The sequence below is a fragment of the Streptomyces sp. NBC_00775 genome (assembly GCF_036347135.1).
Taxonomy (GTDB): domain Bacteria; phylum Actinomycetota; class Actinomycetes; order Streptomycetales; family Streptomycetaceae; genus Streptomyces; species Streptomyces lutosisoli.
Window position 1 is genome coordinate 8,462,513 of record NZ_CP108938.1, and the last position, 16,630, is coordinate 8,479,142.

Annotated in this window: 12 protein-coding genes; 10 read left to right on the forward strand and 2 right to left on the reverse strand. The window is 70.1% G+C overall.

All coding sequences use genetic code 11. From position 1 onward, the window contains the following. Positions 1-5: 5 nt before the first annotated feature. Positions 6-1,628 (forward strand): flavin monoamine oxidase family protein, encoded by a 1,623-nt coding sequence (locus OIC96_RS37580; RefSeq protein WP_330303553.1) that lies wholly within the window; start codon positions 6-8, stop codon positions 1,626-1,628. On the opposite strand, the gene OIC96_RS37585 is transcribed toward OIC96_RS37580, so the two are convergent. Together OIC96_RS37585 and OIC96_RS37590 are read right to left on the reverse strand one after the other, a co-directional pair. Beyond that, the gene (locus OIC96_RS37585; RefSeq protein WP_330303552.1) at positions 1,621-3,009 is read right to left on the reverse strand and encodes an FAD-binding oxidoreductase; all 1,389 of its coding nucleotides are present in this window, start codon (positions 3,007-3,009) and stop codon (positions 1,621-1,623) included. The genes OIC96_RS37580 and OIC96_RS37585 overlap by 8 nt on opposite strands. Before the next feature lie 70 nt (positions 3,010-3,079). Further along, positions 3,080-4,888 (reverse strand): glycoside hydrolase family 15 protein, encoded by a 1,809-nt coding sequence (locus OIC96_RS37590; RefSeq protein WP_330310041.1) that lies wholly within the window; start codon positions 4,886-4,888, stop codon positions 3,080-3,082. A 537-nt stretch (positions 4,889-5,425) separates the two neighbouring features. Between OIC96_RS37590 and OIC96_RS37595 the strand changes: the two genes are divergently transcribed. The 9 genes from OIC96_RS37595 (at position 5,426) to OIC96_RS37635 (ending at position 16,561) form a co-directional block, all read left to right on the forward strand. Next, complete coding sequence (locus tag OIC96_RS37595) at positions 5,426-7,093, forward strand: CTP synthase (protein WP_330310040.1); 1,668 nt, start codon at positions 5,426-5,428, stop codon at positions 7,091-7,093. A 131-nt stretch (positions 7,094-7,224) separates the two neighbouring features. Continuing rightward, positions 7,225-7,851 carry an NUDIX hydrolase gene (locus tag OIC96_RS37600; RefSeq protein ID WP_330303551.1) on the forward strand — a complete coding sequence of 209 codons (627 nt, stop codon included), beginning with the start codon at positions 7,225-7,227 and terminating at the stop codon, positions 7,849-7,851. Between the two features lie 171 nt (positions 7,852-8,022). Further along, positions 8,023-10,104 (forward strand): tetratricopeptide repeat protein, encoded by a 2,082-nt coding sequence (locus OIC96_RS37605; RefSeq protein ID WP_330303550.1) that lies wholly within the window; start codon positions 8,023-8,025, stop codon positions 10,102-10,104. Between the two features lie 174 nt (positions 10,105-10,278). Continuing rightward, on the forward strand, positions 10,279-11,394 hold the full coding sequence (ald, locus tag OIC96_RS37610; protein ID WP_330310039.1) for an alanine dehydrogenase: 1,116 nt from the start codon (positions 10,279-10,281) through the stop codon (positions 11,392-11,394). Positions 11,395-11,782: 388 nt separating this feature from the next. After that, positions 11,783-12,910 (forward strand): ParA family protein, encoded by a 1,128-nt coding sequence (locus OIC96_RS37615; protein WP_327427651.1) that lies wholly within the window; start codon positions 11,783-11,785, stop codon positions 12,908-12,910. After that, entirely contained in the window at positions 12,895-13,470 is a 576-nt protein-coding gene (locus OIC96_RS37620; protein WP_330303549.1) for a hypothetical protein, read from the forward strand. The genes OIC96_RS37615 and OIC96_RS37620 overlap by 16 nt, the downstream gene beginning before the upstream one ends. Before the next feature lie 18 nt (positions 13,471-13,488). Further along, the gene (locus OIC96_RS37625) at positions 13,489-14,769 is read left to right on the forward strand and encodes a segregation and condensation protein A (protein WP_330303548.1); all 1,281 of its coding nucleotides are present in this window, start codon (positions 13,489-13,491) and stop codon (positions 14,767-14,769) included. After that, on the forward strand, positions 14,766-15,422 hold the full coding sequence (gene scpB / locus OIC96_RS37630; protein WP_330303547.1) for an SMC-Scp complex subunit ScpB: 657 nt from the start codon (positions 14,766-14,768) through the stop codon (positions 15,420-15,422). The genes OIC96_RS37625 and scpB overlap by 4 nt, the downstream gene beginning before the upstream one ends. Continuing rightward, positions 15,422-16,561, forward strand: coding sequence for a pseudouridine synthase (locus tag OIC96_RS37635; RefSeq protein WP_330303546.1), 1,140 nt, complete (start codon positions 15,422-15,424; stop codon positions 16,559-16,561). The genes scpB and OIC96_RS37635 overlap by 1 nt, the downstream gene beginning before the upstream one ends. Positions 16,562-16,630: the final 69 nt, after the last annotated feature.

Consider the following 16,630-nt stretch of genomic DNA (forward strand, 5'->3'; position numbering starts at 1 on the left):
GCACTGTGTCCCGTACGAACACGATGCACGTCCTGCGCAGCCTGGCCGCCGACCACGCCGCCGCACGCCGACTGGGCATCCCCGTCGCCGAGTTGCGGGGGCAGCGGCTGAGCCGCCGCGCCGTCCTGAAGGGAGCCGGAGCCGTCGGCCTCGCCGCCGCGACGGGTCTCGCGGCGGCACCCGGAGCCGCCGCCGCCCAGACCACCGCGGCCGCTCCCCGTATCGCCGTCGTGGGCGCCGGAATCGCCGGGCTCACCGCCGCCCTCACCCTGAACGACGCGGGCCTCGCCTGCACGCTCTACGAGGCCAACCCGGACCGCGTCGGCGGCCGCATGTACTCGCAGCGCGACCACTGGGCGTACGGCCAGACCTCCGAGATCGGCGGCGAGCTGATCGACACCAGCCACAAGAAGATGCTGGAGCTGTGCCGCCGCTTCGCGCTGCCCACCGAGGACTTCCTCGGCGGCGGGCCCAATGGAGCCGAGGAAGTCCTCTGGTTCGACGGCGGGTACTACTCGCGTGAGCAGGCCGACGAGGACTTCAAGGCCGTCTACCAGGCCCTCCACCAGGACCTGCAGAACTCCGGCGAGGTGTTCTGGAACCAGACCACGGCGGCGGGCACCGCCCTCGACAACATGTCGCTGTACGACTGGATCGAGTCCCGTGTGCCGGGCGGTCACGACTCGCCCCTCGGACGTCTCTTCGACGTCGCGTACAACGTCGAGTACGGCGCCGACACCACCGACCAGTCCGCGCTGGCCCTCGTCCTGCTGATGGGCTACCAGACCAATCCCGGCAACTTCAACATCTGGGGCCTGTCCAACGAGCGCTACCACATCACCGGCGGCAACGACCAACTCCCGCACGCCATCGCCGACTACCTGCCGGATGACACGATCCTCCAGGGCTGGTCTCTCGACGCGGTCAAGGCCAACAGCGACGGCACGCAGACGCTGACCTTCACCGAGTCCGGTGCCACCCGCACCGTCACCGCCGACCACACCATCCTGTGCGTGCCGCTGCCGGTCCTCCAGCAACTCGACCTCACCCGGGCCGCCTTCGACACCCGGATGACGAACCTGCTACGCGACGCCCGCATGGGCTACTGCACCAAGCTCAACCTGCAGTTCTCCAGCCGCCCCTGGCGCGGCACGGGCGCCTGGCCCGGTGTGTCCGCCGGCGAGTGCTTCACCGACACCGAGGTCCAGCAGACCTGGGACACCACCAAGGTCCAGCCGGGCACGGGCGGCATCCTCATCCAGTACGGCGGCGGCAGCCTTGCCAAGTCGCTGGCGCCCGCGAGCCCGTTCGCGTACGAGAGCGATCCGTACGTCACCGGCCTCGCGAAGAAGTACCTCGCCGGCATCGACGCCTTCTTCCCCGGTACGTCGGCGGCCTGGACGGGCAGGGCCCAGCTCTCCGCCTGGCACCTCAACCCGTACTCCCTGGGCGCCTACTCGTACTGGCCCGTGGGCTATCTCCACCGGTACGCGGGCTACGAGGGGGTCGCCCAGGGCAACATCCACATCGGCGGCGAGCACTGTTCGTACGACTTCCAGGGCTTTATGGAGGGCGGCGCGACCGAAGGCGAGCGTGCCGCCCAGGAGGTGATCGCCGCCGTCAGCTAGGCACCGGCGCGATGTTGTGGTTGAAGCGGAAGACGTTGTCGGGGTCGTATTCCGCTTTCACCGCGGCCAGCCGCCGGAGGTTCCCGGCGCCGAGGCCGGCCACGACCCGGTCCGCGCCCTCGTTCCCGATGAAGTTGAGGTAGACCGCGCCGGTGCTCCACGGCCGGACGCCCGCGCGGACGTCCCCGACCCACTGGATACAGCGCTCGTCGTCGGCCGGGTCCTCCCAGATTCCGAAGGGGTGCACGCCCCAGGGTGCGTCCCGGTAGGGGACCGGGAAGCGGGCCGGGCCGGAGGCGATCGCGCCGCCCTGAGGGAACAGCACGTGCTGGGTTCCCGTGGGTACGGGCACGGACTCGCCGAGGGCGCAGAACACGTCCACGAGCTCGTCGGGCAGACCTGTCAGATACTCCGACGACCAGTAGTTCCGCAGGCCGGGCGGGTCGTCGAGCATGCACTGGAGGTCGGGGTAGGGGATGGCGGTGAGCATCTCGACCTCGTGCGGCAGCGCCAGCAGAGGCTGGGCGAGCTTGCGCAGATCTTCCTCGCCGCCCACGTACGTGAGGAGAACGGCGCACAGCAGCTTGCCGACCATGTGCTCGGGGACGAACTCCTCGGGCGGGCCCGTCGTATACATGACGGCGCCGCCCGCCTCCGACGGGCCGTTCTCGATGACCTCGCGGTAGACGCGGATCAGGTCCGGGCCGGCGTCCGGCTGGGACATCAGCAGGGCGATGGAGAATTCCGGCAGCGGGTGCAGCTTCAGGGTCAGCGCGGTGGCGACGCCGAAGTTGCCGCCGCCGACGTGCAGGGCCCAGAAGAGTTCCGCGTTCTCGTGGTCGGTGGCCCGGACCGTCGTCCCGTCGGCCGTCACCAGTTCTACGCCGAGCAGATTGTCGGCGGCGAGGCCGAACGACCGGTCGAGCCAGCCGTTCCCGCCGCCGAGTACGAAGCCGCCGACGCCGGTGGTCGAGACGCGGCCGCCGGTCGTCGCCAGGCCGTACGGCTGGGTGGCCAGGTCGAGGTCGCTCATGACGGCGCCGCCCTCCACCCGTACCGTCTCGGAACCGGGGTGGACCGTCACCGTCCGCATCCGGCGCAGGTCGATGACCAGGCCGCCGTCGTTGAGCGACATGCCCGACACGCTGTGGCCGCCGCCGCGCACCGCGATCGGCAGGTCCAGGTCCCGCGCGAAGCGCACCGAACGGGCCACATCGGCCTCGCTCTCGCAGCGTGCGATCACGGCGGGGCGTTTGTCGATCATCGCGTTGAAGATCGTCCGGGCGTCGTCGTACCCGGGGTCGTCCGGGGCGAACACCTCACCGGGCAGGTCCGCGCGGAGCGCGGCGAGCGCCGTGCCCGCCTTCCCGAGGGGAGCCATGGCAGCCGCCCCCTTCCACCTGGGGACAGGACTATGTCCAGGCTAGGGGGGCACGGCGGATCGGTCCTGTTCAGCCGCCGTACGCCCCCGAGGCCGTCAGCCTCAGTGCCGTGTCGATCAGGGGAACGTGACTGAACGCCTGCGGGAAGTTGCCCACCTGCCGCTGGAGCCGCGGGTCCCACTCCTCGGCGAGCAGACCGAGGTCGTTCCTGAGCGCCAGCAGCCTCTCGAAGAGTTTGCGGGCCTCGTCCACGCGGCCGATCATCGCCAGGTCGTCCGCCATCCAGAACGAGCAGGCGAGGAAGGCGCCCTCGTCGCCCTCCAGGCCGTCCACGCCCGCGTCCTCACCGGTGGTCGGGTAGCGCAGGATGAAGCCGTCCGGGGTGGACAGCTCGCGCTGGATCGCCTCGATGGTGCCGATCACGCGCTTGTCGTCCGGGGGCAGGAAGCCCATCTGCGGGATGAGGAGCAGCGAGGCGTCCAGCTCCTTGGAGCCGTACGACTGCGTGAACGTGTTGCGCTCCTTGTCGTAGCCCTTCTCGCACACGTCCCGGTGGATGTCGTCGCGCAGCTCGCGCCACTTCTCCAGCGGGCCGTCCGCGTCGCCGGACTCGATGAGCTTGATGGTGCGGTCGACGGCGACCCAGGCCATCACCTTGGAGTGAACGAAGTGCCGTCGTGGACCTCGGACTTCCCAGATGCCCTCGTCGGGCTGGTCCCAGTGGTTCTCCAGGTAGCGGATCAGCTTCAGCTGGAGCAGCGAGGCGTAGTCGTTGCGGGACAGGCCCGTCATGTGGGCCAGGTGCAGGGCCTCGGTGACCTCGCCGTACACATCGAGCTGGAGCTGGTGCGCGGCGCCGTTGCCGACCCGTACGGGCGTCGAATTCTCGTATCCGGGAAGCCAGTCGAGCTCCGCCTCGCCCAACTCCCGTTCGCCCGCGATGCCGTACATGATCTGCAGGTTCTCCGGGTCGCCGGCGACGGCGCGCAGCAGCCACTCGCGCCAGGCGCGGGCTTCCTCGCGGTAGCCGGTGCGCAGCAGCGAGGAGAGGGTGATGGCGGCGTCGCGGAGCCAGGTGTAGCGGTAGTCCCAGTTGCGTACGCCGCCGATCTCCTCCGGGAGGGAGGTGGTGGGCGCGGCGACGATGCCGCCCGTGGGCGCGTACGTCAGGGCCTTCAGCGTGATCAGCGAGCGGACGACGGCCTCACGGTAGGGGCCGTGGTACGTGCACTGGTCGACCCAGTCGCGCCAGAAGTCCTCGGTGGCCTCCAGCGACTGCTCGGGCTCGGGCAGCGCGGGCGGCTCCTTGTGCGAGGGTTCCCACGAGATGGTGAACGCGATCCGGTCGCCGGGCGCCACCGTGAAGTCCGCGTAGGTGGTCAGTGCCTTGCCGTAGGTCTCGCAGGCGGTGTCGAACCACACCGAGTCGGGCCCGGCGACGGCGACCGTGCGCCCCTCGTGCTTGTGCACCCAGGGCACCACGCGGCCGTAGCTGAAACGCATCCGCAGCGCGGAGCGCATCGGCACCCGGCCCGTGACGCCCTCGACGATCCGGATCAGCTGCGGCGCGCCGTCGCGCGGGGGCATGAAATCGGTCACGCGGACCGTGCCGCGCGGGGTGTCCCACTCGGATTCGAGGATCAGCGAGTCGCCGCGGTATCTGCGGCGCGCCGCCGTCGGAGGTTCGGCGTCGGCCGCGTGGGCCGGGCCCAGCCGCCAGAATCCGTGTTCCTCCGTGCCGAGCAGCCCAGCGAAGATGGCATGGGAGTCGAAGCGGGGCAGGCACAGCCAGTCGACTGTGCCGTCCCGGCAGACCAGCGCCGCTGTCTGCATGTCTCCGATGAGTGCGTAGTCCTCGATGCGCCCGGCCACGTGCATCTCCAGTCGAACGGCCACGTCGCCCCCCGAGGGGCGGTCGCTCTGCGGTCAGGGAACGTTGGTAATGCGAAACGTCGGTACTAAGGAACGTCAGTAGTGTGCGGAACGTTGATCATGCGTCGCTGTGAAACGTCAATTGTCGGTGCGGTGGGCGGTGCGATTGTCGTTTCGAAACGCACTGACGAGCTCTCGTTGTTCCGGGATACGGGCGGGGATGGTGCCGTGTGTCGGCCGGGCTCGGCAGCGAGTGTCCGAGCAGGATACGACGCACCTGGAAGATCCGCGTGCCGCTCCCGGTAACCCGACTGCTCCGATCGAGTGAGTGTCCAGTGAGTGTCGAGCGGGTGCTGTGCGGGGTCTGTGCCGACGTGTGCGCGGAGCGTGGCCGGAAGCGGTCTCGTTCTGTCGCTGATACCCTGGTAGCCCGTGGACCGGTGGGCAAGAAACCCCCGAACCGCAGCGACGGCACCTCCGGAAATCTCCGGACCCCACGCCGCACGCACCCCAGACCGAGACCACGGGAGCCCCCTCTTGGCCATGCCGCCCGCTGCTTTTCGAAACAGCACAGCCTCGACGACCAAGCACATCTTCGTCACCGGGGGTGTCGCCTCCTCCCTCGGCAAGGGTCTGACCGCCTCCAGCCTGGGCGCGCTGCTCAAGGCGCGGGGTCTGCGGGTCACGATGCAGAAGCTCGACCCGTACCTGAACGTCGACCCGGGCACCATGAACCCGTTCCAGCACGGCGAGGTGTTCGTCACCAACGACGGCGCCGAGACCGACCTGGACATCGGTCACTACGAGCGCTTCCTCGACGTGGACCTGGACGGCTCGGCCAACGTCACCACCGGCCAGGTGTACTCGACGGTCATCGCCAAGGAGCGGCGCGGCGAGTACCTGGGCGACACGGTTCAGGTCATTCCGCACATCACCAACGAGATCAAGCACCGCATCCGCCGCATGGCCACCGACGACGTCGACGTCGTCATCACGGAGGTCGGCGGCACGGTCGGTGACATCGAGTCCCTGCCGTTCCTGGAGACGGTCCGCCAGGTCCGTCACGAGGTCGGCCGCGACAACGTGTTCGTCGTGCACATCTCGCTCCTCCCGTACATCGGCCCGTCCGGGGAGCTGAAGACGAAGCCGACGCAGCACTCGGTTGCGGCGCTGCGCAACATCGGTATTCAGCCGGACGCGATCGTGCTGCGCGCCGACCGCGACGTGCCGACCGCGATCAAGCGCAAGATCTCGCTGATGTGCGATGTCGACGAGGCGGCCGTCGTCGCGGCCATCGACGCCAAGTCGATCTACGACATCCCGAAGGTCCTGCACACCGAGGGCCTGGACGCGTACGTCGTACGCAAGCTCGACCTGCCCTTCCGCGACGTGGACTGGACGACCTGGGACGACCTGCTCGACCGCGTCCACAACCCGCTCCACGAGATCAACCTGGCGCTCGTCGGCAAGTACATCGACCTGCCCGACGCCTACCTCTCGGTCACCGAGGCCCTGCGCGCGGGCGGCTTCGCCAACAAGGCCCGCGTGAAGATCAAGTGGGTCACCTCGGACGACTGCAAGACCCCGGCGGGCGCCGCGCAGCAGCTCGGCGACGTCGACGCGATCTGCATTCCCGGCGGCTTCGGCGACCGCGGTGTCTCCGGCAAGGTCGGCGCCATCCAGTACGCCCGCGAGAACAAGATCCCGCTGCTCGGCCTGTGTCTGGGCCTGCAGTGCATCGTGATCGAGGCCGCGCGCAACCTGGCCGACATCGCGGACGCCAACTCCACCGAGTTCGACTCCGCCACCGCCCACCCGGTCATCTCCACCATGGCCGAGCAGCTCGACATCGTGGCGGGCGAGGGCGACATGGGCGGCACGATGCGCCTTGGTATGTATCCGGCCAAGCTCGCCGAGGGTTCCATCGTGCGCGAGGTGTACGACGGCAAGGAGTACGTCGAGGAGCGCCACCGCCACCGCTACGAGGTGAACAACGCCTACCGCGCCGAGCTGGAGAAGAAGGCCGGTCTGCAGTTCTCCGGCACCTCCCCGGACGGCAAGCTGGTCGAGTACGTCGAGTACCCGCGCGACGTCCACCCCTACCTGGTCGCGACGCAGGCGCACCCCGAGCTGCGCTCCCGTCCGACCCGCCCGCACCCGCTCTTCGCCGGCCTGGTCAAGGCCGCCGTGGAGCGCAAGACGGGTAAGTAGCACAAGGGTTGTACGGTGGCCGGGGTGCGCGTCTTTCGAGGTGCGCGCCCCGGTTTCCGTTGCAGCCTCGCTGTGGCCGATTCCTTTCGGCCGTGACCGGTTTCCTTTTGTACGTGCGGGAAGGGCAGGCCATGACGATCAAGGACACCGCCGAGGAGTGGGAGGTCCGGGCGACCGAGACCCCCTTCAAGGGCAACAAGACCTCGGTGCGCACCGACGACGTGGTGATGCCCGGCGGATCGGTCGCCCGCCGCGACTATCAAGTCCACCCCGGCTCCGTGGCCGTCCTCGCCCTCGACGACGAGGACCGCGTAGTCGTCATCCGCCAGTACCGCCACCCCGTGCGCCACAAGCTCTGGGAGATCCCGGCGGGCCTGCTCGACATCCCGGGCGAGAACCCGCTGCACGCCGCCCAGCGCGAGCTGTACGAAGAGGCGCACGTCAAGGCCGAGGACTGGCGCGTGCTGACCGACGTCTTCACCACGCCCGGCGGGTGCGACGAGGCCGTCCGCATCTTCCTCGCCCGCAATCTCTCCGAGGCCGAGGGCCAGCGCTTCGAGGTCGAGGACGAAGAGGCCGACATGGAGCTGGCCAGGGTCTCCGTCGACGAGCTCGTGCGCGGGGCGCTCGCCGGTGATCTGCACAACAACTGCCTGGTCGTCGGCGTCCTTTCGCTGGTGGCCGCGCGTCACGGCGACGGCCTCGACGCGCTGCGCCCGGCGGAGGCGCCGTGGCCCGCGCGTCCCTTCGAGGTCTGATCCACCTCTGACGCCACCCCGGCGCCGTCAGTCCTACGATCGCCTGATCCGATCGGGGGACGTGTCCGCCGCGCTCCTCCCAGATCGTCGCAGAGCGTGAACTAGGCTCTGGAAACGCCCGAACCGGAGTCCCGGCGGGCCCCAGCGTGCAGTGGGACGGGAGTGTGGCCCGTGACGGATCAGGCGGTGGACATCGGCGGCACGAAAGTGTCGGCCAAGGGGCAGCGCCCGGCTGCCGGGTCCGCTCCCACGGAGGGTCAGTTCCTGGGCCGTACAAGAGAGTTGAAGGAACTCCGGGCCGACATCGCGCGCGCGGGCCTTGACACCCTCTCCGGTCGCAAGGCGCCACGCGCGCGCGTGCTGCTCATCGCGGGCAAGCCCGGCTCGGGCCGCACCGCGCTCGCCGAAGAGCTCGCGGCGCAGGTCGCCGAGAGTTACCCCGACGGGGTGCTGCGCGCCCGGCTCACCGAGCCCGACGGCACTCCGGTACCCACCGAACGCACCGCGCGGGAACTGCTCACCGCCCTGGACCGGCCCACGCCGCCCGGGGCCGCCGCCGACGACCTGAGCGAGGCGGTGCGCGAGGCCCTCGCCACCCGCCGCGCGCTGCTCCTGCTCGACGACGCGGCCGACGCCGGACAGGTCGACGCGCTGCTGCCGGACACCCCGGAGTGCCTGGTCGTCGCCGTCTCCGGCGGGCCGCTGACCGGTATCGCGGACGTCCGCCCCTGCACCCTGGGCGGCCTGGACACCAAGTCCGCCCTGGAACTCCTCGACCGCTTCACCGGCTCGGTGCGCATCACCGTCGACCCGCTCGCCGCCGAGGGGCTGGTCGAACTGTGCGCGGGCCATCCCGCCGCCCTGGTGCTCGCCGGCGGCTGGCTCAAGGTCCGCCCGCAGTCGGCCGTCGCCGACCTCGCCAAGCAGCTGCGCACCGACGGCGAGGAGGGCTCGCCGCTGGCCCGCGTCTTCCGGCTCACCTACGCCTCGCTGCCGACCACCGCCGCGCGGATACTGCGACTGCTCTCCCTGGCCCCCGCGGGCCTCGTCGACCCGCACACCGCGTCCGCGCTCGCCGGCTGCTCGGTGGGCGCCGCCCGCGCCACCCTGGACGACTTCGCCGGGCTCGGGCTCGTGCGGTCCGTCGAGTCGCCGCTGCCGCAGTACGAGGTGCCCGGCTGTCTGCTGCCGCTGCTGCGCGCCCTCACCGACACCCACGACCGCCCGGCCGAGCTGCAGCTGGCCCGCGCCAGGATGCTGGAGCGGACCGTACGGCTGCTGGTGTCCTGCCGCGCGATCACCGAGACCGACAGCTCGCCCGCCCGCGAGAAGCTCGCCGGGATGCCCCGCGCCCTGCGCTTCCCGAACCCCCGGGCGGCCGCCGACTGGCTGCGCATCCGGCAGCCCGCGCTGCTCGCCTCGGCCCGGCTGGCGGTCGCCGACGGCGAGCTGGACACGCTGGCCCGCCGCCTCATGGCCGCGCTGGTGAGGGCGATGGTCGCGCACATCGGTACGCGGGCGGCGGCGCCCGAGCTGTACGGCATCCACCGGCTCGTCCTGGACGTCGCCGAGCGCCGGAACCTGCCCCGCGAGAAGGCCGCGGCCCTGCTGAACCTGGCCGACCTGGACGCGCAGACCGGCCGGACGGCCGAGGCGCTCGCCCGCTACCGGGCCGCGCTGGACGCCGGACGCGAAGCAAATGACCCGTACGCGACCGGCCGCGCGATGGAATCCGTAGGCGGCGCCCATCAGGAGCTGGGGGACTACGACCGGGCCGCCGACTGGTACGGCAGGGCGCTCGCCGAGCGGCTGGCGCGCGACGAGCGCGTGGACGCGGCCCGGCTGTACGGCCGTATCGCCACCGCGCACACCTACGCGGGCCGCTACGGCGAGGCGTTGCGCAACTGGCGCGCCGCCGTCACCGGGCACCGCAGGAACGACGATGTGGCGGCCCAGGCGCGGGCGTTGAGCGAGCTGGCGCGCGTCCAGGAGTACGCCGGGCGCCCCGAGGAGTCACTGCGCACCTGCCAGGAGGCGGTCGAGTGGGCGCACCGCGCCGACGACGTCCGGCTGCAGGCCGCGCTGCAGCTCCGGCTGGCCGACACCCTGGACCGGCTCGGGGACCCCGCCGCCGCCCGGCTGCACCGCGCGGCGGCCGAGCGAATGCTCGGTGACGAGCTCCCGGAGGGCGTGATGGCCATGGAACAAGGCGCTAACGCCTACGAAATCCGTAGTGCATCCGCCGAAGATTGATGCATTGAAAGGCTAGACAGAGAGAATCCCTTCATTAAACTGGCTCCGCTGCGTTCTTTCGTGGTGTCTCCCGGTGCGCCCCCGTGTATCCGGGTATGACATGCATTGCCCCGGCTTGCATCGCCCCGGCCATGCATAGCCCCAGAACCCTCTGAGTCAAGGACCGTGATCGACGTGAAGGTCGGCATCCCCCGCGAGGTCAAGAACAACGAGTTCCGGGTGGCCATCACCCCCGCCGGCGTGCACGAGCTGGTGCGCCACGGCCACCAGGTCTTCATCGAGCAGAACGCCGGCGTCGGCTCCTCGATCACGGACGACGAGTACGTGTCCGCCGGTGCGCAGATCCTCGGCACCGCCGACGAGGTCTGGGCCACCGCCGACCTGCTGCTGAAGGTCAAGGAGCCCATCGCGGAGGAGTACCACCGCCTCCGCAAGGACCAGACGCTCTTCACCTACCTGCACCTGGCCGCTTCCAAGGAGTGCACGGACGCGCTCCTGGAGTCCGGCACCACGGCGATCGCGTACGAGACGGTCGAGCTGCCCAGCCGCGCGCTGCCGCTGCTCGCCCCGATGTCCGAGGTCGCGGGCCGCCTCGCCCCGCAGGTCGGCGCCTACCACCTGATGCGCGCGGCCGGCGGCCGTGGCGTCCTGCCGGGCGGTGTCCCGGGTGTGACCCCGGCGAAGGCCGTCGTCATCGGCGGTGGAGTCTCCGGCTGGAACGCCGCGCAGATCGCCATCGGTATGGGCTTCGACGTGACCCTGCTCGACCGCGACATCAACAAGCTGCGTGAGGCCGACAAGATCTTCGGCACCAAGATCAAGGCGGTCATGTCCAACTCCTTCGAGCTGGAGAAGGCCGTCCTCGACGCCGACCTCGTCATCGGTGCCGTGCTCATCCCGGGTGCCAAGGCTCCGAAGCTGGTCACCAACGAGCTTGTGTCCCGTATGAAGCCGGGAAGTGTCCTTGTCGACATCGCGATCGACCAGGGCGGCTGCTTCGAGGACTCGCGTCCCACCACCCACGCCGAGCCGACCTTCAAGGTTCACAACTCGGTCTTCTACTGCGTCGCCAACATGCCGGGCGCCGTGCCGAACACCTCCACCAACGCCCTCACCAACGCCACGCTTCCCTACATCGTGTCGCTGGCCGACAATGGCTGGGTCGAGGCGCTGCGCCGTGACGCCGCGCTCGCCAAGGGGCTCAACACCCATGACGGCAAGGTGGTTTACCGCGAGGTCGCCGAGGCGCTCGGCCTGGAGCACGTCGAGCTGGAGAGCCTGCTCGGTTAAGTCATCAACGGGTAAAAGGCGATACGTCAACATAGATCGTCAACACCGCGCACCCGGCCGGACCTTGCCCGACAAGGTCCGGCCGGATGTGTCTCGGGTCACTTTGCGACACTCGTTCAACTCGCCACGAAGGTAACTCTTTAACCGATTCGCACACCGGTGAAACCTGCTGTGCGACGGCCTTACGCCCTTGACAGAGGGGTGTTCGGTTGCCGACACATCGGGTCGGGTCCGGCGGATTGTGTTGCTGCGGACCGGTGACACGCCATAGAGTCGCCAATCGTCGGCATGGTGCCACGCTGACCTATCTAGAAGTTTCCTGGTCACCAAGGAGGTAAGACGACTTGTGAATGAGTCGACATTTACTCCCGGGGGTGGTCAACCAGGAATGCCGGCGCGGGGCCAGAGCCCCACGGGGCTCGAGGCTGTCGGCTCCGTCGCTGTCCGCACCTTCGCAGCCCAGAAGAGTCCCCGGATGACTCAGACAGCACACCAGAGCATGGATGGCCATCACGTGAACGCCATGGCCGGCAACGGAAGTGGCGAGAACCGCACCCACTTCGCCGACTACGACGACCTGCCCGAGGGGCACTTCTACGACCCCGACGCCGAGTACGAGCCCGATCCCGAGTACGCGGCCACGCTCGCGCCCGACGCTGCCCGTCAGCGCCGTGAGCGCGTCGGTCCGACCGGCCGCCCGCTGCCGTACTTCCCGATCCCGGGCCCGCTGACCGACCACGGCCCCGCGAAGATCATCGCGATGTGCAACCAGAAGGGCGGCGTCGGCAAGACGACGTCGACCATCAACCTGGGTGCCGCGCTCGCGGAGTACGGACGCCGGGTCCTGCTCGTCGACTTCGACCCGCAGGGCGCGCTCTCGGTCGGCCTCGGCGTCAACCCCATGGAGCTCGACCTCACCGTCTACAACCTGCTCATGGAGCGGGGCATGGCGGCCGACGAGGTGCTCCTGAAGACGGCGGTCCCGAACATGGACCTGCTGCCCAGCAACATCGACCTGTCCGCCGCCGAAGTGCAGTTGGTGAGCGAGGTCGCCCGCGAGTCCACGCTGCAGCGCGCCCTGAAGCCGCTGATGGCCGACTACGACTACATCGTGATCGACTGTCAGCCCTCGCTCGGCCTGCTCACCGTCAACGCCCTGACGGCGGCTCACAAGGTGATCGTGCCGCTCGAGTGCGAGTTCTTCGCGCTGCGCGGTGTCGCGCTGCTCACCGAGACCATCGAGAAGGTCCAGGAGCGGCTCAACCCGGAGCTGGAGCTCGACGGCATCCTCGCCACGATGTACGACTCCCGCACGGTGCACAGCCGTGAGGTGCTCGCGCGCGTGGTGGAGGCCTTCGACGATCACGTCTACCACACGGTGATCGGCCGGACCGTCCGCTTCCCGGAGACCACCGTCGCCGGTGAGCCGATCACCACGTACGCCTCCAACTCCGTCGGTGCCGCCGCTTATCGCCAGCTCGCCAGGGAGGTGCTCGCCCGGTGTCACGCCGAGTGAGTCTGCCGGGGGCCGACGAACTGTTCCGTACCACCGGGGGAATGGCGCTCCAGGCGTCCACACCCTCACGCCGGACCAACGGCGAGGCCCGGGTGCCGGCTCCGGCCGGTGAGAGCGACGCGGCCGCCGCCGGGGAGGACGCGCCGCAGTCGGTGCCCGTCCAGGGCGGTGACGGGGAGGGCGACGAACATGTCGCTGCCGACTCCGAGTCCGACGCGGGAGAGTCCCGCAGCCGGGGCGCGGCTCCGGAGCGCTCCGGGCGACGTCAGACGGCGCAGGAAGGTTCTGCCGCCGGACAGTCGTCCTCGTCCCGCGGCAAGCGTTCTCGTGCCGCCAACCGCCGGCCCAGCGGACGGGAGCGGCACGACGAGAAGATCACGGTGTACGTGTCGGCCGAGGAGCTCATGGACCTCGAGCACGCCCGCCTGGTGCTCCGCGGGGAGCACGGGCTCGCGGTCGACCGTGGGCGGATCGTCCGCGAGGCGGTCGCCGTGGTGCTCGCCGATCTGGAATCCCGCGGGGACGCGAGCATCCTCGTACGACGGCTTCGCGGGCGGTAGCGGTAGCCTGCGACGGCTATGACCTCGAACGACGTGCCTGTCCCCGCCGGTGGCTCCGCCGGTCGTCGGCGTGCGCTGGGGCGGGGGCCCGGGGCCGCGCCCCCGGCTGAGGCTCCGGCCGAGGTTCTGCCGCCTTCGGCGGAGCCTGAGCCGCCTGCGGCGGAGGGCGAGCCTCTGGTCGAGGACGGCTCTTCGTCCGCGGACCGTGGGGCGTTGCGCCCGCCTGTCCCGCCCGGCGGGACGACTGCCCACAACGCCGGCGGAGCTGCCGAGGAACCGCCCGCCGCGGCCAGGACCGAAGCTCCTGCCGAGCCAGAAACTTCCGCCGGACCCGAAGCTCCCGCCGAGCCAGAAGCTCTCGCCGGACCCGAAGCTTCTGCGGAACCCGAAGCTCCCGCCGGTGCCGAAGCTCCTGTGGAACCCGAAGCTCCCGCCGAAGCCGGTGACGGTGTCTTCAAGGTGCGGCTCTCGAACTTCGAGGGGCCCTTCGACCTGCTGCTTCAGCTGATCTCGAAGCACAAGCTGGATGTCACCGAAGTGGCGCTGTCCAAGGTCACCGACGAGTTCATGGCGCACATCAGGGCGATGGGACCGGACTGGGACCTCGACCAGACGACCGAGTTCCTGGTCGTCGCGGCCACGCTGCTCGACCTCAAGGCCGCCCGGCTGCTGCCCTCCGCCGAGGTGGAGGACGAAGGTGACCTGGCCCTCCTCGAAGCGCGGGACCTGCTCTTCGCGCGGCTGCTCCAGTACCGCGCGTACAAGCAGATCGCGGACATCTTCAACGCGCGGCTGGAGGAAGAGGCCCGCCGCTACCCCCGTACCGTCGGGCTCGAAGCCCATCACGCCGAGCTGCTGCCCGAGGTGGTCATCAGCATCGGGGCGGAGGGGTTCGCGAAGCTCGCCGTGAAGGCGATGCAGCCCAGGCCCAAGCCGCAGGTGTACGTCGATCACATCCACGCGCCGCTGGTCAGCGTGCAGGAGCAGGCCGGGATCGTGGTGGCGCGGCTGCGGGAGCTCGGGGAGGCCAGTTTCCGCGCGCTCGTCGAGGACACCGACGACACCCTCACCGTCGTGGCCCGGTTCCTGGCCCTTCTGGAGCTCTACCGGGAGAAGGCGGTCGCGCTCGACCAGGAAGAGGCGCTGGGGGACCTGATGGTGCGCTGGACGGGCGGGGACGGGGACGAGCAGCCGACGGTGACGGACGAGTTCGACCGGCCGCCCGAGGAAGCCAAGGACGAGGCCAAGAAGGACGCAAAGAAGGACGCCAACAAGGACGCCAAGAAGGAGACGGCGTGAGCGAGGACACCACCGAGAATCCGGCAGGGCTGCGCACCGTCGCCGACCTCGATCTCAAGCCCGCCCTGGAGGCCGTCCTCATGGTCGTGGACGAGCCCGCGACCGAGGAGCACCTCGCGAAGATCCTGGAGCGGCCCAGGAGGCAGGTCGCGGACGCGCTGCGTGAGCTGGCCGACGAGTACACCGTCCAGGGCCGTGGCTTCGAGCTGCGGCTCATCGCGGGCGGGTGGCGCTTCTACAGCCGGCCCGAGTACGCGGCGGCCGTCGAACGCTTCGTCCTGGACGGGCAGCAGGCCCGCCTCACCCAGGCGGCCCTGGAGACGCTGGCGGTCGTCGCGTACCGCCAGCCGGTCAGCCGATCAAGGGTCTCGGCGGTCCGCGGAGTGAACTGTGACGGTGTGATGCGCACCCTGTTGCAGCGCGGTCTGGTCGAGGAGGCGGGCACGGAACCTGAAACAGGTGCGATCCTGTACACGACGACGAACTACTTCCTGGAGCGGATGGGCCTGCGTGGCCTGGACGAGCTCCCGGAGCTCGCGCCCTTCCTTCCGGAGGCGGACGCGATCGAGGCCGAGACGCTGGAAGGGGTCCCGTCGTTCGATCCGGATGCACCGGATGCAGATGCAGACGACACGACGACGACGGAACTTTGATGCGAAGCAGTGGCAGTGGCAGGAACAGCGGGCGCGGCAACCCCCGGGGGACCGGTGGGGGCGGCGGCGCCCGAGGGACCGGTGGGCGCGGCTCCCAGCCGAGGAGCGGGGCAGGGCGCGGCTCCCAGCCGAGGAGCGAGGCGGGGCGCGACGACAAGCCGAAGCGCGAGAGCAAGCCCCGCCCCGAGGAGCGCCGCTACGACGTGGGCCCCGGCGCCTCCAAGGACGGCCCGAAGTCCGGACGCGGCGCGTCCGCGCGCGGCGGCGCGAAGGGCGGCCCCAAGCAGGGTCAGCAGCGCGGCGGCCGTACGGAGCCCTCGCGCTCCCGCGAGTACGAGACGCGGGCCGAGGAGCGCAACCGGGACCGGTACGCGGGCAAGCCGGAGATCAAGACGCCCAAGACCTTCCCGGGCGCCGAGCAGGAGGGCGAGCGGCTGCAGAAGGTGCTCGCGCGCGCGGGCTACGGTTCGCGGCGTGCCTGCGAGGAGCTGGTCGAGCAGGCCCGGGTCGAGGTCAACGGCGAGATCGTCCTGGAGCAGGGTCTGCGCGTCGCCCCGAACGACGAGATCAAGGTCGACGGACTGACGGTCGCGACGCAGTCGTACCAGTTCTTCTCGCTGAACAAGCCCGCCGGTGTCGTCTCCACCATGGAGGACAACGAGGGCCGTCAGTGCCTCGGCGACTACGTGACGAACCGCGAGACGCGGCTCTTCCACGTCGGGCGGCTCGACACCGAGACCGAGGGCGTCATCCTGCTCACCAACCACGGCGAGCTGGCACACCGGCTGACCCACCCCAAGTACGGCGTGAAGAAGGTCTACCTCGCGCACATCGTGGGCCCGATCCCGCGCGACCTGGGCAAGCGGCTCAAGGACGGCATCCAGCTGGAGGACGGGTACGCGAAGGCGGACCACTTCCGGGTCGTCGAGCAGACCGGCAAGAACTACCTGGTCGAGGTGACCCTCCACGAGGGCCGCAAGCACATCGTGCGCCGCATGCTCGCCGAGGCCGGCTTCCCGGTCGACAAGCTCGTGCGCGTCGCCTTCGGGCCGATCACCCTGGGCGACCAGAAGTCGGGCTGGCTGCGCCGCCTGTCGAACACCGAGGTCGGCATGCTCATGGCCGAGGTCGGCCTCTAGGCCCCACGGTTTCGTACGTACGACGGCCGGTCCCGGAACTTCTCCGGGGCCGGCCGATTCGTTTTCGCC